Raw genomic sequence first — 19009 nt, forward strand, 5'->3', positions numbered from 1 at the left:
GGACAGAGCTCAGATCGAGCCAGCCGGTGCAACGACGGGAAAATCCTTGTCGTGATCGAACACGTTGTTGAAGAAGTTTGTCAGGGAGTACATCGCCACCAGTGCGATGATCTCAATGATGTTCGCGTCGGTGTATCCAGCATCGCGAACGGCTTTCAGATCGGCGTCGCTGACCTGCCCGCGGGTCTCGATGACTTTGCGCGCAAACTGGACGGCCGCGTTCCGTTTCGGATCGCTGGCTTGGCCCTTCCGTGCGAGAATGATGTCATCGGCTGGCAGCTTGGCCAGATGTTCGGCTGTGAAGCTGTGCACCGTCAGGCAATAGTTGCAACCGTTCACTTCCGAAACCGCGAGGCCGATGCTGTCGCGTGTCTTCACGTCGAGCGCCTTGCTCAGGGAGCCGAGTAGGGTGGCCCACGCGTTGAACGCTATCGGGCTCTGCGCGAAGGCCGCCATCATGTTGGGGGTGAACCCGATGTTCTCCGTGAACGTATCGAGAGTCGGTTTCGACTCGGCCGGCACCTGTTCCGGCTTCAAGGCAGCAGTTCTTGGCATCATAGTCTCCATAAGTGATTGAGTTGCTCGAGAATCATGCGAAGTCCAAGACATCGGCCACCGGCATGCGCGGCTTCTGCGGCCAGTTGCCAACTCGCTCCGGCCCTACGGTCAACAGCATGACCGGGACTTCATCTTCGCCGAGGCCGAACTCACGGTGCACCGCCTCTGCGTCGAAACCGATCATCGGCGTCGAACCCAGGCCCAGCGAGCGAGCCGCATAGATGATCGCCGCGGAGCCGAAGGTCGCGGAGCGCACAGCCTCGTCGCGCTGCCGCTGGGGCTGATCGTCATACAGCCCGCGAGCGGGGATTTCCCATTCCGGCACCACGTGCGCCGGCATGATGCCGGCTTCCACCACCGGCGCCAGGCGCTCGGGGACGGTACTGGCATCGGCCAGTTGGCCGATGATGACGAAGGTAACGGCGGCGTCGGTGATCGCGGGTTGATTCCAGGCGATCGGACGCAACCGAGCCTTGGCCTCAGGCGTGCGCACGGCGATGAAACGCCAGTTCTGCAGATGGAAGGATGTCGGCGCGGAAGTGCCGATCCGCACCAGCTCGCGGATCTGATCGTCGCTCAGGGTGGCGCTGGGGTCGTAGTACTTGGCAGCACTACGGCTCAGGATAGTTTCGATGACGGCGTTTGTCGGTGTCGGTCGCGTGGGCGAATGGGAAGGTTGGGGCGCGAGAGTGTTTCCGCTCTTCTCGGCCTGCGCGTAGATTTCCGCGGCTACGCCCGTTGCGGGTTCGGCGGCGGCGGTGCTGATGCAGTTCATTGGGTGGCTCCTTCATCAAGTGATGACGGAGCTCAATTTACGGCGGTGCGTAGTAATTTCGAGACTGAATTGCCTCAATATGATGCTCGAAAGGATCAAATTGACGCGCGTGGATCCCGGGCCGCGTGCGTCTACTCGCCCTTGTGTGCGAGTCGGCGCCATTCCCCCGGCGTCATCCCCATCCTCTCGGCAAACACACGCCGGAATGCCGAAACGGATTGATACCCAACCGTCTCGGCCACAGCCTCAGTGCTGATCGCCTGCTTCTTAAGTTCGTTGGCGGCCAGGCTCATCCGGAGATCGGTCAACAGGTCGAGGGCGGAGCAACCTAACCTGTCTTGAAAGTGCCGCATGAACGTGGCGCGTGACATGCCACACAAGTCCGCCAGATCAGGCAGTTTCCAAGACCGCGTTGGATCGGCGAACATCGCCCCAATGGCCGGAGCCAGTCGCGGATGGCCGGCCAGGGCCAACAAGCCTTCAGGGGCTTTCTCGGATTCGCTCGCCGCTCGCAGGACCAGTGTGAACAGAACCGAAGAAAGTGCGTTGAGAATGGCACGTCCTCCCGCTCGGTCGCCGGCGGACTCCATTCGCATCAACCCCACCAGACTGGCCAGTTGGTTGGACGCGGACCCGATGCCCTCATCTCCATGGCCGTCCGCAGCCCGCGCCACTATATTTGAAGGCATGTAGTTGCGGATCAGCCGATCATGGGGTGGCGCAATGAAGAATCGCCCACACAACAGATCGAGTTGCTCGCCCTGGCCGTCGTTCTCGCTCAGCATCCATCCAGCAGACCCCTGGCGTTCCTGGGTGCGGATTGGTGTTTGCCCACTGCCGTCGTGTAGTACATGCGCTGCGCCGTGTGGAAGCAGCACGATATCTCCGCTCACCAGCTCCCTCGCTGTTCTCGTCTCCGGATCATCGAGAATGGCCCGGCCCTTGACGATGACGTGGTAGGGAATTTCGTTCGCCGCAGCCGGGCCCCAGGCCAAACGCCATGGCGCACCGTAGGCGCAGCGGACTTCCAGCTGGCCAGTAACGGTGATGATTTGCAAGAGATGGCTCAACCAATCGACTTGAGACATAGGACCTCGAAAACCGAAAATGGTGAAACATCTTATTGTAATTGTGAATTGGTTCTATGCGCCGCGCGCCGCAGCGAAGCGGATCACTATTGGCGAGCGAACCTGGGTGGCTTAAGCACCGGCAGCGGCCGAGGGTTAACTCGGCCGCTGCCACATGATGTCAGCAAAGGCTCTTAGGCGTGCGCCGACTTCAGCGCGCGCTCCCCGCTTTCGGGCGCGTTAAGCACGAACGTGACGAGGAGAACAGCAGCGCCGTTCGCCAAGTAGTACCAGGCGTCCAGCCCCTGCAGGCCGAGCACGAAGGGCACGGCGATGAAGGTAACGCCGACGAGGCGGTCAACTGCGACATGCAGCCCATATGGCAGCACTCGGACTACACCGGTCTTGTGATTGGTGAACAGTGTCAGAATGAGGGCGGCGACGCCGGTTGCGACCGACACCCAGAGCGCCAGCGGATTGGCATGGCCGAGTCCGAGCAGGAACGGCGTTGCCATCAGGCTCAGCGCGACGGGATAGTCGAGGAAGGCGTGAACGGTCTTTGTGACGAAGCGAATATTCATGAGACTCTCCGGTTGATCAGGGGTTGGGGACTTGCACATCACTCATATGGAGGACTATGGGTGACGGTTGGTGCCAATAATTTTGCCGATCGTCCCGATGGACCCCTTCGCTGCCCTGTTCGCCCACGTAACGCCGACGGCCCGGACGTTCTTCACCGGGAACCTGTGCCAGACGTTGCAGTTCACTGGTGTGGGCCATTTGCACCTGTTCAAGGCAGGCGCGCTCACGGTCACCCAGGACGGACAAGCCGACCTCGTACTCGTTGAGCCGACCCTGCTGTTTTTACCGCGCGGGCGGACCCACAGTTTCGCAGTTGATCCCGAGCGCGGAGCCGACCTCGTATGCGCGACCGTCGAACTCGGGGGTGCGGAGGGCAACCCGATTGGCCAGGGCCTGCCTGAATGTGTGGTCCTGCCGCTCGCCGTTCATCCGGCGCTGAGCCCGGTTTGTGATCTGCTGGTCGGCGAAGCCTTCTCCGAAGGCGGTGGCCGCCAGGCGGCGCTCGACCGGCTGTTCGACTATCTCCTGATCCTAATCGTCCGTCACGTCGTTGAGAGCGGCGCTATTTCGACCGGCGTGCTCGCCGGTCTCGCCGACCCACGCCTGGCCAAGGCGCTGACCGCGATGCACGAGGCGCCGAAGCAGCCTTGGAAGCTTGAGGATCTGGCCGACGTTGCGGGCATGTCACGCACGCGGTTCGCCGATCATTTTCGGACGCTGGTCGGCCTGACGCCCATTGAGTACCTGACGGTCTGGCGCATGACGATCGCGCGCCAGCTTCTCGGCAAGGGCAAACCGGTCAAGAGTGTCGCGGCGCAGGTCGGCTACGACAGCGCGGCCGCCTTCTCGCGCGTGTTCAGTCGGGTGACCGGGCAGCCGCCGCGCGAGTTCGACGGGCTCCGGGATCGATCTCGCTAATCGATGAACTCGGCACTAAGCGTCCGTACAATCAACGGCATGCTTATGGGAGCTTTGAGGAGCGGCCTTGGCGCACCACTTGATTAGTCGGCTTGTGGCCCATCTGCGACAAGCCTTCGGACACTGCGAATGTCTGCTTTTCGGGGTCGACCGGAAGTAACCGACCGCTAGCCAAAATGACGCGATTGACTCATCTCGGACTCCAGGCCCAAGAACGCCTTCCGGAACGGCAGGCTAGCGTTCACGACGTCGGGGTTGCTAGGACGAGTGTAATTTTGCGTTTACACTCTCACCCTACAGGCAGGGCACATTGAAGGGCTGTACCCGGGCCGGCCGTACGAGAGGCCCATATTCGTCCCCCATGAGCTTCGACGATCGATCGGCAGATCGATAGTCCCATGCCCATGCCACCGGGCTTGGTGGTGTAGAATGCGTCGAACAGGCGGCCAAAACTCTCCAGGCTCAGTCCCGGGCCCGAATCCCGCACGGCGACGAGCACCCCGCCCGATGCATCTTTCCCGGTGCTGATTAGCAACTCGCGCGCCCCTTCACGGACTGTGCTCATCGCTTCGACGGCGTTGATGATCAAGTTGAGGATCACCTGTTGCAGTTGGACTCGATCGCCTTGAATGAGCGGCAAGCCCTCCGCGAGTTGTGTCTGCACCGAGACGCCGTTCTTTAAAATTTCGCCACGGGTCAGAGCAATGACCTCAAGGATTGCTCCGTTGATCTCCACGGCTTCCTTCCGTGGGGGTGCCTTCTTGACCAGGGCACGGATCCGCTGGATGACGTCGGTGGTTCGGTTGCCTGCCTTGACGGTGGCACCGAGCGCCTGCCGGGCCTCCTCCAGTTTTGGCGGCTGGGCGTTTAGCCAGCGCAAGGCAACTTGGGCATTGGTAACCGTCGCCGCGATTGGCTGCATGACTTCATGGGCAATCGAGGCCGACAGCTCTCCCATCGTCGCGACGCGATTGACGTGCGCGAGCTGCGTCTGCGCCTCACGCAACGCCTCCTCGACGTGCTTGCGCTCCGCCAGATCGAGCACGAACGCAACGCCCTCGTTGCGGCTTTCTTCGAACAGTGCACCGCCGATCAGCACGGGTATGCGGGTGCCATCCTTGCGGAAATACTCCTTCTCGAACGGATGCGCGCTACCCGTTCTCGTAACCTCCGCCACGGCTCGTTCATCGCGCTCGCGCCATTCCGGCGGCGTCAGGTCCGTCCACCGCAGGGAACGCGAGGCGATATCCTCGCGGTCGTATCCCACCATGCGCAGAAATGCGTCATTGGCCTCGACGATCTGACCGTCGACATTCCAGACAAAGATCCCGACAATGTTGGCGTCCACCAATCGCCGGATCTTCGCTTCGCGTTCCGCAAGATCGCGGTACAGGCGGGCATTCTCCAGCGAAATCGCAGCCTGCGAGGCCAACAGCTTCAGCACGGCGATCCTGGCCGGGCTGAACACGTGGGTAGTCAGACTGTTTTCGAGGTAGAGCGCGCCGGTGAGCTTGGCCTGGTTGGTCAAGGGCAAGCAAAGAATGGAGCGCGGCTGGCGCTCATCGATGTAGGGGTCTGCGGCAAACGACGTCTCTATAGCCGCATCGTCGAGAATCAGGCTCTCCTGGGTGCGCACAACGTAGTGCAGAACCGATTCCGGCAACGCGGCCGCGGTCACGGGCGCATCGCACCGTTGCACGATGACCGTCTCTCCGCCGGTCGTGGCTTCTGCCGCGACCCGCTGTTCAGTGCCTCGCGCAAGCATCAACAGGCCGCGCTCGGCACCCGCGTGTTCCAATGCCGTGCGCAGGCACTTGTCGATCAGTTTGTCCAGGACAATCTCATCCGACACCGCCTGCGAGACATTAATCACAGTCGCGAGGTCGAGCTGTTCGACCGATGCCTCGACCGTCCTCGTCGGAGCGAGTACGGTCTCTTCCGTTCTCAAGTACGGATATATCTTGTCGAGTTGCCGCACCTTCCCGTCGGCGCCCCAACGGATATAGCAGTAACGGGCTTCCTTCAGGTAGGCGCGCGAAGTCGTCTGAAACCCACGCGCCCCATAAAACCGTGCGGCAAGTTCATTGGCGAGTGCCTCACCGTGGACAAAGCCGCTTTCCTGCGCCGAGTGGATGGCCTGCTCGTAGAGCTGTTCGGCATCCACCACGCGGCCTTCGATCCGGGCAATCTCGGCACCGACCAGCGCGGCGCGGTCCGCGAAATTCTCCGGGCAGTTTTTCGCCCAGATCTGAAGCTGCCGGTAATGTGCAACGACAGCGTCCAGGTGTTGTGGCCGCTCGTCGGCCGGGGCGCACTCGCACCAGGCGGCCTTTGCCAACGCGCCGTAAAAATGATATTCGGCTTCCTCAAAGAACGTGGAAGAGATCCAGAGCAGCGGTTGCGCCTTCGACGCGGCGTCCATGGCCGCCGCATAGTCACCAGCGATATAGCGCCCCTGCAATTTCCGGATCCAGTAGAAACTCGCAGCGAGGACCAAGGCCGGGTTGCCGGACAGATGGGTTTCGGTACGAAGTTCATTGAACTGCCCGTCGTCAAGGCAGCCGAACGTCGGCGTCAGGCCGCGAAGCGTCCGGATCAGCGCGCGTTGTGTGGTGATGAGGTCAATGACAAGACCGAACCGCACCTTCCCTGCGTACGCAAGGCCGCGTTCGGCTTCGCCTTGCACCTCGTGCAGCGGCTCGCCCGCGAAGAGCAGGTCCGAGTTGAGTTCGTTGCCCACGTAGGCGCCATACGTGAGGTCTCCGATCCGGTTCGCCGCTTCGAAAGCGCGGCGCATCAGATCACGGCGAGACCGCACGTGTTTCATCCAGGGCATGACGAAAACCGCGAAGCAAAGATACGTGCCCGCCTCGAACCGTCTTAACCCACGTCGTTCGACGAGGTCGCAGCCGAGCTGGCCGAACCGGAATCCGGCCTGGTAGTCACCAAAACGCGGTCCGGCGACCCTGCCGACATTGGCATAGAGCATACATGAAGCGTCACAGTTGCCACGCTCGATGCTGAGACTGACCCCCTTGCAGATCGTCAGCGAAACCAGGTTCACATCCGTCTGCACAGCCGGCGCGAAACACTTGTTCAGCACCTCGACGGTCGCGAGTGAAGCCGCGTCTTCCATCAGCGGCAATTCGATGAGTGCCTCGATTGTCCGGCCCCCAAGCCGTGTCCCGATGCGCTCGTATTCGCGTCGCACTTCCTCGTCATTCGGATGCGGAGACCACTCGATGCCGACATGCCGCAGGTAGGAGAGACAAACATCGACCGCGCGACCGCTCTGATCGAGGACCAGGTAGACATCCATTTGCATGCACGCGACGAGCGCTTCTTCGACCGTTGTCGCGGCGCGCTTCGATAGCGCCGCCAGACGCTCGTCTGAAACCGACAACTGCCCGGTCAGAAATTCGCATTCGGCCCGGTTCAGTTCCAGCGCAAACGTCAGATCATGCCGACGCTCCCAGCAATCGTCGTTCAATAGTTCCGCGCCGGTGACGAGATAGGTGAGCGCCGAGGCATAGGCTGTCGACGCCTTGGCGCGCTGGCCAGCGAGCAGGTTGAACCCGGCGAGCTGCTCCCGTTCCTCTTGTTCGGTGATCAGCGCGGCGCCGCGATTGAGCTGACCGACGATCTCGAAGATCACCTCCTCCTGCTTTTCCGGGGGCGTCCCTTTGGCGAGCAGCCGCCCGATCCGCAGATGGGCCGAGGTCCGCGAGGCTTCGGGGATCAGTGAATAGGCGGCTTCATGAACACGGTCGTGACCAAACCTGTAGGCGCCCTCCAGCCGCTCGACCAGTTCCTGACGCATCGCCTCCCACAACGCCGCGTGGACCTGTGCCTCCGGAATGCCGAGAACGGTCGACACTGTCGTGATCCCGGCGACGTTCCCGAGACAGGCAAGCTGCTCCAACGCGTGCCGCGTCCCAGCCGGCAGGCGGGCCAGCTTGCCGACCATCAGGTCCACGACGTTGTCGGTGTAACCCTTGGCATGGATGCGATCGGGATCCCAGCACCATTGCCCCGCGTCATGATCAAAGGTGAGCAAATCTTCTTCGGCAAGCGCGTGCAGAAACTGGATGACAAAGAACGGATTGCCACCCGTCTTGTCATGGACCAGTTGCGCCAGTGGTGCGATGCGCGCCGGCTCGCAGTGAAGCGCCTCCGCGATCAACTGCCTGACATGCACACGGGCGAGCGGCGCCAGCGTGATCTCATTGATCTTGACGCCCGCGTTTCTGATGGCCTGGAGCTTGACCATCAGCGGATGCGTGGCATCGACCTCGTTGTCCCGGTAGGCGCCGACCAGCATCAGGTGCCGCAGGTCCGAGCCGGTCAACAGATCCTCGAGCAGGTCGAGCGTTGCGGCGTCGAGCCACTGCAGATCGTCGAGAAAGAGCGCAAGCGGATGTTCCGCCCGGGCAAATACACTGATGAAACGCCGGAACACGAGCATGAAACGGCGTTGCGCCTGTTGCGGCTCGAGTGCCGGGACGGGTGGCGGCTCACCGATAATCAGCTTCAGTTCGGGGATGAGGTCGGTCATTAGCCTCGCATTGGGCTCCAGTGCCTCCAGCAAGGCGTCGCGCCAGCCCGCCAGCTCCGTGTCGGGCTTGCCGAGCAGCGGGCGCACCAGGCTCTGAAACGCCTGCACCAGCGTCGAATAGGGGATGTCGCGCTTGTACTGGTCGAACTTGCCCGACGCGAAGAGCCCCCGCGGCGGCACCAGCACCTTGTGCAGTTCATTGACGACCGAGGATTTGCCGATGCCGGAATAGCCGGAGACCAGCACCAGCTCAGGCGGGCCACTCCTAACGATCCGATCGAACGTGGCGACCAGGGTGTCGACCTCGCGCTCCCGCCCATACAGCTTCTCGGGTATCAGCAACCGGTCAGGCGTGTCGTGTTCGCCCAGCGGGAAGGTATCGATGCGGTGCTGACGTCGCCAGTCGGCGAGGCAGTGCTGCAGATCATGCTCAACACCGGTGGCCGTCTGGTAGCGCTCTTCGGCCGTCTTGGCGAGCAGCTTCATGACGATGTGGGAGACCGCGACAGGGACGGTCGTCTCCACCAGTTCGCACGGCGGCACCGGCTTTCTGGCGATATGGCAGTGCACCCATTCCATGGGTTCAGCGGCCGTAAACGGCAGCATGCCGGTCAGCATCTGGTAGAGCGTGACGCCGAACGCGTAGAGGTCGCTGCGCGAATCGATCGAGCGGTTCATCCGGCCGGTCTGCTCGGGTGCCATGTAGGCGAGCGTGCCGGCGATCGTCTCGGGTGGTTCGGGTGCCTGTCGTTCACGCGGCAGCCGGGAGGCGAGGTCGAATCCGGTGAGCCGGACCTGTCCGTCGGCGCAATGTACGAGGATATGCGCGGGCTTGAGATCCTTATGGACAAGGCCGCGCTGGTGAAGCTTGCCAAGGGACGCGGCGATGCCGACAGCGATCCGCAAAAAATCGCCCATCTCCATGGGCGCGCCGAGCAGACGCGCGAGCGGCTCACCGCCAGGGTCCTCGAGCACCAGCAGGGTCCGGCCGCCTTCGCGCACCAGTTCCAGCGGCCGCACCGCCCACGCGCCATCGAGTTCGTGCTTCAGGCCAAACGCGTGAACGAGGCGATCAAGGCTGGCGGGTAATGGATGTTCGGCGGCGGGCCGCACCAGCAGGACGTTGTGGCTGCCGCCTTCGCCCGGGCGCCGCCCTCGACAGAGGACGCGCTCGCCATCGTCCCACAGGATCTGGAGGCTGTTACCCATTGGCACCGGAACCCTTGCAGGTCTTCATCGGCCGCAGGCTACCATCACGCCACAGCCCGTCATTCGATTGGACGCTACATTCGTCCGCATAGTTCGGGCAGGATGCGCTGCGAAAGCGATTTTCAAACACGGTATCTCCGCGATTACCGGAGCGCCTCGGCCTCGCGCGTCTCGCTGGCTGTGCGTTGCTCGGCCCTGACTTCGCGAGGGTCCTTCCCGTCGTCGACCAGTTGCTGCAGGTCACGCGCGGCCTTCTGCGCCTTGTCGAGCGTCCAGCTTCGCGGATCACCGATCGTGACGCGGACCGTCGAGCCGTTCAGCTTGGCCTGGAAGATGTAGGTCTTCGCGCCACTCACCGTCGCCCGCAATCCTAAACCGGGCGTTTTTGCATCCCACAGAAACGCCTGGTCTATGGGCCTCCCGGTCCTGGTGAATTGACCTCGCGGGCAGTGATGCGCCTCGACCCCCGCCGCAAAGTTGACTTTTGCCATGTCGGGGCACCTCTCGCTGTGAGGTAGCATGGCGGCGTCACTCCGGTTATAGGGCCAGACTCATGTAACCCCCATGTAACCCGATTATGGGAAAACTAATCAATTTTGGTCAACGCAAAATCCGTATGATGAATTAGAAAATTGTTTGTTTTCAGCGTATTGCCAAATTACAACAACACCGATCAAATCAGAGGAATGTCGACCTGCACGAACTCTTAATCAGCGGGTCACAGGTTCGAGTCCTGTTGTGGGCAAAAGCCCATCAAGTTGCTCTTCCGGAAGGTTCGGCTTCCCGAAGACATTGATCCCGCCCTCCAAGCACTGTCGGAGCGCGCGCAAGCGATCATCGTTCTTGCCGACACGATGCTTGCCACAGCGCAGCGGCGCATTGCGGAAGTGGCCATTGAGCACAAGCTCCCGACCGTCTCCACTTTCCGCGAGGCCGTTGCGACTGGCGGACTGGTGAGCTACGGCATAAACCCTTCAGCCGATTGGCGCCGTGCTGCGGACTACGTCGATAAAATCCTGAAGGGCACTAAACCGGGCGACCTGCCGATCGAGTTCCCGACGAAGCTAGAGCTGGTGATCAATCTGAAGACCGCTGCCGCGCTGGGCCTCACGATCCCAACGTCGATCCTTGCTCGTGCCGACGAGCTAATCGAATAGGGGACTTTTTTGCTGCGGTGCATGAGTCTGTTCATGGCCCACACCGACGAACTCCGTCGATCATCCAAATGTCGGCTTTCATGGGGTAGAGCGGAAATGCCGGCAAGGCGGCTCAACCGACGCTGATGACCCGGAACGGACATTCTGAACGTGTTGAAAGTCGCGCTCGCGTTCTCCGTCTTGGTTCCGACGCGTCGAAGCCTAGCCATCTCAATACCGGCTGCCTTAGCGAAAAGTGATAGAGTCATATATCGCTCGGGGCGGGATTTGCCGGACGGTAGCAACGCTCTTGAGGAGGTTTTCAAATGCACAGTCGCATCCTGGGACTCACGACATCTGCACTCATTCTGGCGTACGGCACTGTCGGTGCCTTTGCACAGAACCAAATGGCCCCCCAACCAGATCAGCAACAAATGCAATCGCATCCCATGGGCCAAGAAGGCGGGGGCACAATGGGGCACGGAAGCATGATGGGCGAAGGCATGATGGGACATATGATGGGACACGGCATGATGGGTGGAGGCGTGATGGGACCACCTTTCATGATGCGCATGATGTTCGCTCTGATGGACGCCGACGGCGATGGGACCATCTCACTGCAGGAGTTTCAGGCAGCTCACGAACGGATTTTCAAGGCAATGGACAGCAATAAAGATGGCAAGCTTACCCTTGAGGAGATGCAAGCGTTCATACACGGGACCAGGTGATCGGGTCCGCGCGGATGGCGCCTCGTCGCGTGCGCCATCCGCCAATGTGCAGTCGATCTCTTACCTAGAAACGAGCTTTAAGCCTTCAGGTCCGTGATCCGCATGATCGCGACCACGTTCCCCATATTGGAGGCTTGCTCTTTTGTGTCCTTGTTGCAGGTCCACACGAAGTTCTTTTTGGCAGGGAACATCTTCCCATCCTGATCGAGTTGAAGCTCTCCCTCAGTGATGTGACAGACCATAGCGTTCTCCATCGGGGGACCCATGGTCTTCGAGCCCGGTTGCATAATTACGTCTCGCATTGAGACGGTCTTAAAACCGGGGATGATGGACGGTGTCTCACCCTCATAAGCACGCACCACGACACCCGGCCATGGCGTCGTATCCTTGTAGCCCATCGTTTGAGCGGTGGCTGGCCTTATCATCGCCGCCGAAGCCGCTGCCAACCCAATTCCCAATGCTGACCTTCGATCTATGTTGTTCATCGCTTTTCTCCCGTGACGCATTGAGCCACCGCAGAAGTGGCGTGCACATTTCGTCCAATGTGAGTGATGCTGCGAAACCGAAAAAAGCTCGGTTTCTTAAAGGAGAGTGCCTGCCGATAGCACCAGTGCTGCTCGTTTGCCTCGAACGGTGATTTCGGCACATCGCGCTCCGAGCGCAACTACATTCTACGCTACCGGAGGCGTCTGAGAAACAAGTAGTTTCGGCAAAGCACAAGGCCTCAAATTGGTAGAGCCTAATGACCGGACCAGGTCTCGGCAGCTTCAGTCCGGTCAGCCGAAATAGCTAGTCAGTACGACTAATTGGCCCCGTGGGCTCGGTGGCAGTAAGTGCGCCGCCACCACCTAGTCGCCGCATCGTCCAGTGGAAGCGATTGTAGCCAGCGGGCATGTCGGGTTTTGGCCCGAAGCGGCTGATGGCCGATGGGCAGAGCATGTCCGCTCTGCCCTGGTGATTCAGACATCAACTTGTTCGGCAATTGCGAGCGCATCGTCAACCTCGATCCCAAGATATCGGACCGTGCTTTCGATCTTGGTGTGGCCGAGCAAGAGCTGGACGGCTCGCAAATTCCCCGTGCGGCGGTAGATTAGCGTTGCCTTGGTCCGCCGCAAGGAGTGGGTCCCAAACACCCTCGGGTCAAGCCCGATGCTTGCCACCCAGTCAGCAAGAAGGCGGGCATATTGGCGGGTTGTCATCGCCCGATTGCGCCCACTGCGTCCAGCGAACAAATGCTCACCTGGCCTCTTACCGGCTTCCTTTAGGAAGTCGTCAACGGCTTGCCGGGTTTGATCCGTCAACTCGAACTTGACCGGTCTCCCGGTCTTCTTCTGCCGGACGGTCGCACGATCGACCGCATAACCATTCGGAGCGACATCTTCGACCCTCAAGGCGACGACGTCGCAACCTCGCAACTTGCTGTCGATCGCAAGGTTGAAAAGCGCAAGGTCGCGGGTCCGTCTTTCGATCAGGAACCGTGTTCGGATCGACCAAACTTGGTTTGGCCGCAGCGGAGGTTTGGCTCCTATCAACTTGCCCTTATTCCAGGGGGTGCGGCGAGCTTTTGTGGAGAAGCTGTCTTGTTCTGGCATGATCGTACTCCTCGATTTGTGAGGGCACCGAGCATGCGTTGTTGACGTGCAGATCGTGTCTGCTTTCAGATGGTTGCGGACATGGGGCGCCGTGGGGCGCTTTAAGTCCGCAGCGAATGACCGCGTTGCAGACGTTCTTGCTGTTCAAGAGACTACTGCCCATCTGGTATTTCTGGCACATTGGGGGCTACTTCCCTCGCGGAAGCCGCTATGGAGGCGCCCGGCCATGCCTTTGCAAGCCCACTATGTTCTTGGACATACGAGCGTCGAGCAACAGCGGCTGATCCGCCAAGCTCGAGTATTGGCTCCGCTGACGGAACGGTTCTTGCGCGACGCGGGCATTTCCCCGGGAATGCGTGTGCTCGATATCGGCTGCGGTATGGGCGATGTCACCATGATCGCCGCTCAGTGTGTCGGGACAGCCGGTCACGTCACATCCATTGATCTCGATCAAGCTTCAATTGAAACTGCGCAACGACGCGCAGCGGCATTCGGCTTCGAAAACACGTCCTTCCATCGTGCCGGCATAGCTGAATATTTGCCCTCCAATCCGTTCGACGCGATCATTGGAAGGCTTGTGCTGCAGTTTATTCCTGATCCGATCGCGATCATCAAGCGCCTTTATGGAATGTTGCGGCCCGGCGGCATCTTGGCACTGCAAGAGCCCACATGGAAATTATGGCTGACATATTCAGCCCACTTGCCTTTGCGTCTGTCGGTGACAAAGGTAGCGCATGATGCCTTCCAAGCGGGCGGTGCCAGCACAGAGATGGAGCAGCAACTTTACCAAGGCTTCATTGCATGCGGCTTGCACGCACCGCAGTTGCGCGTCGAACTACCGCTGGGGAATAGCCCCGAGATCAGGAGCCTACTTCCGGATCTCCTTGCAGCCCTGATGCCCAACATCATCGCAAAGGGGCTGACGATTGGTCATTTGGGCGACCTGAATACTTTGAAGGATCGGCTCGATCAGGAGCTAGACACGGAAAATTCCTTTGCTTCCTATGTCGCTCTGATTGGTGCATTTGCGCACAAATAAATTCCCGATTTTCCGCTCATGACCCCGTACCGACAAAATCCGGCGATGGTCTGCATGTCGGCTTCGGGGGTTAGACCGGACCTAGCGGAGCCACGGGAAAGTCGACGCAAGTGACCCGAACCTGAAGTCGAGCGGCCAATATCAGCCATACCCCTGATCCTGTTGGCCTGCATGTGCTACGATTACTGCGGACTCCTTGAAGGAAATGCCGACATGATCAGCCGCGCATTCGTCAGTGGCACGTTGGGCGCCGTAGCCTTCAGGACTTGCAAAGCACAACGGGTCACGGCTCCGAGGCCTTCGACTTCATTTCCCTCTGGACGGCTGCGCCGCCCGTCAAAAAGGCACTCCGCGGAGGAGTTGTTTGACAACCTATTCAGTAGCATAGACAAATCATCGTTCGGAATGTGGGTAGCTGAGCATGCGTATTCTGTTCGTCGGAGACGTCGTCGGAAGGGCTGGGCGGGAGGCCATTGGAACCCATCTTCCGAATTGCATCAGTCGCTGGAAGGTCGATCTCACGATCGTCAACGGCGAGAACGCGACCGACGCCGGCTTCGGAATCACACGCCCCGTCTACGACGAAATTCTCGCTGCCGGCGCAGATGCCGTTACTCTGGGCAATCATTCCTGGAACAAGAAGGAGGCTCTGCAATTCATTGACGAGTGCCCCCGCCTCGTGCGGCCTATCAACTATCTCGCTGGCACGCCCGGTACGGGAGCCGTGCTGATCGAAGCCAAAAACGGACAACGCGCTCTCGTCATCAACGCATTGGGGCGACTGTTCATGGAGCCGGTGGAAGATCCGTTCGGTCGCATCGCAGCCGAACTTGATGCCAACCCGCTCGGTCGCGCCGTCCAGGCGACTATCGTCGACTATCATTGCGAGGCGACCGGCGAAAAGCACGCCGCCGGGCACTTTTGCGACGGACGAGCAAGCCTCGTTGTCGGAACTCACACCCACACGCCGAGCGCGGACGATAGGATCCTCCCAAGAGGGACAGCCTTCATAACCGACGTCGGCATGACCGGGGACTACAATTCCATCGTCGGCATGGCTAAGGAGGAGCCTCTCCGCCGGTTCACGACCGGCATTCCCATGAGGCGGTTCGAGCCGGCTTCTGGCGAGGCAACGCTCTGCGCCGTTTTGGTCGAGACTGACGAGCGCTCTGGGTTGGCGCTCAGCATCGCTCCAATCCGAATTGGCGGCTGCCTGAAACCGGTTCTTCCCTCCTTCCCGAACGAGAAAAGCTAGTTCACCGACAGCCTTAGGTCCGGCATCCACGTCCTGGGACTAGTGCATGCTCCCCGCGCGGGCGATCTTTTCCACCGTGCGCATCCAGTCGTCGATGTCGCGGTCTTCGGGCTGGACCATGATGTGATCGGCGCCCGCGTCGCGATAGGCGCCAAGCCTTTCGCTCAGCTCGGCAGGGTCCTTGCCATCGAAGCTCGTGCGCAGCGAGATGGTGAAGGTCTTGTCCGGCCTCACCGTGCGCAAACGCTTGATCACCGGCGCTGCCGCATCGGCGGTGAGCCGCGAGCCGTGCCAGCCGTCGCAGAGCTTCACGGCACGTTCCAGGGCCCTCTCGGAACTGCCGCCGACCCACAGCGGAATAGGCGCCGAAGGGGGTGGCTGCATGCGCATCTCCTCGATCTGTGTCGCCCAGTAGCGTGTTTTGAAGGTCACTGGGTCTTGGCTCCACAGCGCGCGCAGCAGCGCGATGCTCTCGTCGGTGCGCCGGCCACGCTCGCGGAACGGCACTCCGAGCGCGGAGAATTCCGCTTCGAGCCAGCCGACCCCGATGCCGAAGATGACGCGCCCTTTGCTCAGCGTCTGCAGCGTGGCGAGCTGCTTTGCGATCGGCACCGGATGATGCATCGGCAGCACGATCACGCTGGTGCCGAGCCGGACGCGCTTGGTCGCCGCGGCCGCCCAGGCAAGGGTTAGGATCGGCTCCAGGAAGGCCGGCGAGGGTGGATAAGGCGCGTCCTTCGGCAGGATGACGTGCTCGCTCACCCACACGTCGGCAAGCCCGAGCTCCTCAGCCTGAACCGCGGCGCGCGTGACCACCTCGGGCGTGGCCTTGCGGCCGATATGCGGCAGATGAACACCGATTTGCATGATGCTCCCCGTGTTCCATAGATGAAGTAGAGCGCAGATGGCCCGGTGAGCACATGCTGCCGCGGCGACGGAGCGCCCGCAAGAGGTGTTGCGGAGGGACCTCATGGCGGGCGTCGGCTCTACGGCATGACCAAGCTGGCCTTCGGGAATGGCCGAGCGTCATCACTGACGCCAGATGACGAGTTTCTGAACGGTCTCGCACGCGATTGATCATTCGGAGGCCTAGTGCACTTCACCAAGCTCGCAAGCTTGCCGGATCATGACGCGCTTCCGGTTATGGCCCTTCTGTATGGACCGGCCGCGCGTTGCAAGCCGAAAGTGATGATCTGGAGGTCGTGGGTCTTGCGCTTCTGTATCCGGCCCTTGACGGAACGTTTGAGTTCCTGGCCATCATGGATATCCGCGCGCGCTCGATCTCATTCGCGTCTCGGCCCCGAAGGCCATAAGGGCCACCTGATCACGAACGCGCTGGCGAGACCTTTTCTCCATCTCCTCATTTCGACTCGCAGACCTCGGCGGGAAAGCCAACTATTGCTTTCGGGATCAGCCTGAGCCGTCCCCTCGGAGCCACCGTCGCTCGCTCGCCCAATGAGGCGAGCGACGGTGGCGACGTGGGGCGGCGACGATCCCCTTGGTGAACCAGAGCATGTTCATTTTAAGCCTCCGCTTTCGTAACGCGCGCCTCATAACTGCGCTCTTGTGTGAGCACGGTCCAGGCGATCCGCGCGAGCTTGTTGGCAAGGGCCGCAGCCAAAATATTAGGATGCAGGCGTTGAATGGCGCGAACGAGCCAGGCTCCAAAACCGTGCTTCGGCCAGTTCGCCGGCCGCAACAGAATAACCCGGGCTGCTTGGATGAAGAGCATGCGCAAGTAGCTGTTGCCGCGCTTGGAGATGCGTCCGAGGATAGTCCGGTCTCCGGTCGACATCTGTTTGGGCACGAGGCCGAGCCAAGCCGAATAATCCCGCCCTCTCGAAAAGGCTGATCCATTGCCGATCGCCGCAACCATGGCGCTCGAGATAATCGGGCCAATGCCCGGCACAGTCATCACCCTTCGACAACTGTCGTCAGCTTTTGCCAGTGTCTCGATTTCATCAGTCACGGTTTCAATTCGATCATCGAGTTGCCGCCAGTCGCCGGCAAGGTCACTGACGATGCGTACCATTCGTGGGGAAAGCACGTCCGTTCGCTTTGCCAGAATGTCGGGTAGTAATTGGCGAAGGAACCGCAGTCCTTGCCGAACGATGATGCCGCGCTCCAGGAGAAAGCCGCGAATCTGATTGATCACGGCAGTCCGTTGGCTGACAAGGCGCGAGCGCACCCGGTGTAGCGCTTGCAGATCGAGTTGCTCATTGCTTTTGGGTGGAACAAAGCGGGTCGTCGGTCGCTGCACGGCCTCGGCCACAGCGAGTGCATCTCGGAAGTCATTCTTGTGCCCTTGCCGAAACGGCTTCGCATATGTCGGCGGAACCTGCTTCACATCATGGCCAAGCGACGCAAGCTCACGTGCAACGTAGTGCGTTGCCATTCCCGCTTCGATGCCATCCTCCGGCGTCGTTCACTGCATCCGGGCTCCAGACGAAGGCGCGTTTGCCACAGCTCCGTACAAGCGACCTCCCTGCGAAGAGGCAACTCTCTACGGCACCAACGCGTGGCGCGACAGCAACGGCGCAGACCTCGATGCCTCCCGCGTCGTTCACTGCGTCCGGGTTAAAGACCATAAAAACGAGTTTGTCTGCGAACCGGCAAATTGGCGGGACTAAGCGCGTCAAGTAGGACGTCAAAACGGCCCCGGCGTCCGGGGCCTTTTTTCTGCGGCCAATCAACTGCGCGGAAGAGGCGGCCTATTGAGCCGCCTCTTTCTTATGTTGCCGAAACATTGCCTGGAACGCGCTGCAATAAGTTTCGATCCGGCGACCGATACCTGATCGGCGAAAAGGGACCTCGCGATCGCGCAACGAGGGCCCCAGCCAGACAGGGGCACTTTCCACCGGCCGCCTCGCCTAAGAAAAGGGAGCGATCAGTAGCCGTACCCGCGCCGTACAGCGCGACGGGTTTGTCGTCTTGCAACCCCGGCGACACTTCCAGGAGTGCCAGGTCTACCAATCACGGCGTAGGCTTTGTCCTGCGATACCGACACACCTTGGTTTGGTGACCAATTAAGTGAAACAGGCGACACGCTCAAGGTTGCGGCTCCCAGGAGAATTGCTCCAATCAGAGTGAGCCTCTTCATGATGATCCTCCAGCAACAACGGCCTGTATGCTACGAAGATTTGCCGCCTTGGCAGGCGGGGGTAAGTGGCCCCCCAGCATCAACAGATGGCCACGCACTGCGAGGTCGCGTTGACCTAAATCAAGGGAACAAGAAGTGTTCTCACGTGCCTACCCTTGCAGAATGACCGCTTGTGGCCCCCAGCGGCGGACCGGCATGTCTGCTTTCGGGCCGCTGTTGGTGGCTAAGATGGGGTAATCGGCCGATCCAGCTTGTGGATAGCTGAAGATTTTAGGTGCTGCGCTTCAGGCTGATGGTGAAACGAGGTCCGTGGTGACGGCCTCAAGCATCAGAAGGAGAAGCGCAGCATGGACCATTTTGCCGGAATGGACGTATCGGTCAAGGAGACGAGTGTCTGCATTTTGGATGACGCGGGCAAGATCTTGAAGGAAGTGAAGGTGGCGAGCGAGCCTCAAGCACTTTTGGAGGTTCTGGAGAATCCCGCCTACCGCTTCA

14 protein-coding genes and 2 pseudogenes are annotated in these 19009 nt (G+C 60.6%); 6 read left to right on the plus strand and 10 right to left on the minus strand.

What is annotated here, in order from left to right; translation table 11 throughout:
• Positions 1-9 precede the first annotated feature (9 nt).
• From A3AI_RS0139470 to A3AI_RS0139485, 4 genes are all read right to left on the minus strand, one after another.
• A complete protein-coding gene (locus tag A3AI_RS0139470; RefSeq protein WP_024520765.1) occupies positions 10-555 on the minus strand; it encodes a carboxymuconolactone decarboxylase family protein in 546 nt (181 codons plus the stop codon).
• Positions 556-589: 34 nt separating this feature from the next.
• Positions 590-1333 (minus strand): nitroreductase family protein, encoded by a 744-nt coding sequence (locus tag A3AI_RS0139475; protein ID WP_024520766.1) that lies wholly within the window; start codon positions 1331-1333, stop codon positions 590-592.
• Positions 1334-1464: 131 nt separating this feature from the next.
• Positions 1465-2421, minus strand: a complete 957-nt coding sequence (locus A3AI_RS0139480) for an AraC family transcriptional regulator (RefSeq protein WP_024520767.1) — start codon at positions 2419-2421, stop codon at positions 1465-1467.
• Positions 2422-2594: 173 nt separating this feature from the next.
• Positions 2595-2981: an SPW repeat domain-containing protein gene (locus A3AI_RS0139485; RefSeq protein ID WP_024520768.1), complete on the minus strand. Its 387-nt coding sequence runs from the start codon at positions 2979-2981 to the stop codon at positions 2595-2597.
• A 70-nt stretch (positions 2982-3051) separates the two neighbouring features.
• Here A3AI_RS0139485 and A3AI_RS0139490 point away from each other — a divergent pair, with 70 nt between their 5' ends.
• Positions 3052-3900: a helix-turn-helix transcriptional regulator gene (locus A3AI_RS0139490; RefSeq protein WP_245287060.1), complete on the plus strand. Its 849-nt coding sequence runs from the start codon at positions 3052-3054 to the stop codon at positions 3898-3900.
• Positions 3901-4189: 289 nt separating this feature from the next.
• Here the strand turns inward: A3AI_RS0139490 and A3AI_RS0139495 are convergent, their stop codons facing one another.
• Together A3AI_RS0139495 and A3AI_RS46935 are read right to left on the minus strand one after the other, a co-directional pair.
• Complete coding sequence (locus A3AI_RS0139495; RefSeq protein ID WP_024520770.1) at positions 4190-9664, minus strand: trifunctional serine/threonine-protein kinase/ATP-binding protein/sensor histidine kinase; 5475 nt, start codon at positions 9662-9664, stop codon at positions 4190-4192.
• Between the two features lie 143 nt (positions 9665-9807).
• Complete coding sequence (locus tag A3AI_RS46935; protein ID WP_198030344.1) at positions 9808-10155, minus strand: Arm DNA-binding domain-containing protein; 348 nt, start codon at positions 10153-10155, stop codon at positions 9808-9810.
• A gap of 267 nt (positions 10156-10422) precedes the next feature.
• On the opposite strand from A3AI_RS46935, the gene A3AI_RS0139505 reads away from it, so the two are divergent.
• Together A3AI_RS0139505 and A3AI_RS0139510 are read left to right on the plus strand one after the other, a co-directional pair.
• Complete coding sequence (locus tag A3AI_RS0139505) at positions 10423-10821, plus strand: ABC transporter substrate binding protein (protein ID WP_024520772.1); 399 nt, start codon at positions 10423-10425, stop codon at positions 10819-10821.
• A 305-nt stretch (positions 10822-11126) separates the two neighbouring features.
• A complete protein-coding gene (locus tag A3AI_RS0139510; protein ID WP_024520773.1) occupies positions 11127-11528 on the plus strand; it encodes an EF-hand domain-containing protein in 402 nt (133 codons plus the stop codon).
• 77 nt (positions 11529-11605) lie between these two features.
• Here A3AI_RS0139510 and A3AI_RS0139515 read toward each other — a convergent pair whose 3' ends face one another.
• Together A3AI_RS0139515 and A3AI_RS0139520 are read right to left on the minus strand one after the other, a co-directional pair.
• On the minus strand, positions 11606-12013 hold the full coding sequence (locus tag A3AI_RS0139515; RefSeq protein WP_024520774.1) for a hypothetical protein: 408 nt from the start codon (positions 12011-12013) through the stop codon (positions 11606-11608).
• Positions 12014-12487: 474 nt separating this feature from the next.
• Entirely contained in the window at positions 12488-13120 is a 633-nt protein-coding gene (locus A3AI_RS0139520; RefSeq protein WP_024520775.1) for a tyrosine-type recombinase/integrase, read from the minus strand.
• A gap of 226 nt (positions 13121-13346) precedes the next feature.
• On the opposite strand from A3AI_RS0139520, the gene A3AI_RS45655 reads away from it, so the two are divergent.
• Both A3AI_RS45655 and A3AI_RS0139530 read left to right on the plus strand, forming a co-directional pair.
• On the plus strand, positions 13347-14159 hold the full coding sequence (locus A3AI_RS45655; RefSeq protein WP_084801200.1) for a class I SAM-dependent methyltransferase: 813 nt from the start codon (positions 13347-13349) through the stop codon (positions 14157-14159).
• 421 nt (positions 14160-14580) lie between these two features.
• A complete protein-coding gene (locus A3AI_RS0139530) occupies positions 14581-15414 on the plus strand; it encodes a TIGR00282 family metallophosphoesterase (RefSeq protein WP_024520777.1) in 834 nt (277 codons plus the stop codon).
• Positions 15415-15453: 39 nt separating this feature from the next.
• Here A3AI_RS0139530 and A3AI_RS0139535 read toward each other — a convergent pair whose 3' ends face one another.
• On the minus strand, positions 15454-16281 hold the full coding sequence (locus tag A3AI_RS0139535; protein ID WP_024520778.1) for a TIGR03619 family F420-dependent LLM class oxidoreductase: 828 nt from the start codon (positions 16279-16281) through the stop codon (positions 15454-15456).
• A gap of 655 nt (positions 16282-16936) precedes the next feature.
• A pseudogene (locus A3AI_RS44580) lies at positions 16937-17824 on the minus strand (IS110 family RNA-guided transposase); the annotation flags it as partial.
• A gap of 1037 nt (positions 17825-18861) precedes the next feature.
• On the opposite strand from A3AI_RS44580, the pseudogene A3AI_RS49705 reads away from it, so the two are divergent.
• Positions 18862-19009, plus strand: a pseudogene (locus tag A3AI_RS49705) (IS110 family RNA-guided transposase); the annotation flags it as partial.

Source organism: Bradyrhizobium sp. Tv2a-2 (genome assembly GCF_000472425.1).
Classification (GTDB): Bacteria; Pseudomonadota; Alphaproteobacteria; order Rhizobiales; family Xanthobacteraceae; genus Bradyrhizobium.

Bases quoted from the DNA above. Each gene is read 5' to 3' on its own strand.
- A3AI_RS0139470 (WP_024520765.1), bottom strand. From the start codon at position 555: ATGCCAAGAACTGCTGCCTTGAAGCCGGAACAGGTGCCGGCCGAGTCG.
- A3AI_RS0139475 (WP_024520766.1), bottom strand. From the start codon at position 1,333: ATGAACTGCATCAGCACCGCCGCCGCCGAACCCGCAACGGGCGTAGCC.
- A3AI_RS0139480 (WP_024520767.1), bottom strand. From the start codon at position 2,421: ATGTCTCAAGTCGATTGGTTGAGCCATCTCTTGCAAATCATCACCGTT.
- A3AI_RS0139485 (WP_024520768.1), bottom strand. From the start codon at position 2,981: ATGAATATTCGCTTCGTCACAAAGACCGTTCACGCCTTCCTCGACTAT.
- A3AI_RS0139495 (WP_024520770.1), bottom strand. From the start codon at position 9,664: ATGGGTAACAGCCTCCAGATCCTGTGGGACGATGGCGAGCGCGTCCTC.
- A3AI_RS46935 (WP_198030344.1), bottom strand. From the start codon at position 10,155: ATGGCAAAAGTCAACTTTGCGGCGGGGGTCGAGGCGCATCACTGCCCG.
- A3AI_RS0139510 (WP_024520773.1), top strand. From the start codon at position 11,127: ATGCACAGTCGCATCCTGGGACTCACGACATCTGCACTCATTCTGGCG.
- A3AI_RS0139515 (WP_024520774.1), bottom strand. From the start codon at position 12,013: ATGAACAACATAGATCGAAGGTCAGCATTGGGAATTGGGTTGGCAGCG.
- A3AI_RS0139520 (WP_024520775.1), bottom strand. From the start codon at position 13,120: ATGCCAGAACAAGACAGCTTCTCCACAAAAGCTCGCCGCACCCCCTGG.
- A3AI_RS45655 (WP_084801200.1), top strand. From the start codon at position 13,347: ATGCCTTTGCAAGCCCACTATGTTCTTGGACATACGAGCGTCGAGCAA.
- A3AI_RS0139530 (WP_024520777.1), top strand. From the start codon at position 14,581: ATGCGTATTCTGTTCGTCGGAGACGTCGTCGGAAGGGCTGGGCGGGAG.
- A3AI_RS0139535 (WP_024520778.1), bottom strand. From the start codon at position 16,281: ATGCAAATCGGTGTTCATCTGCCGCATATCGGCCGCAAGGCCACGCCC.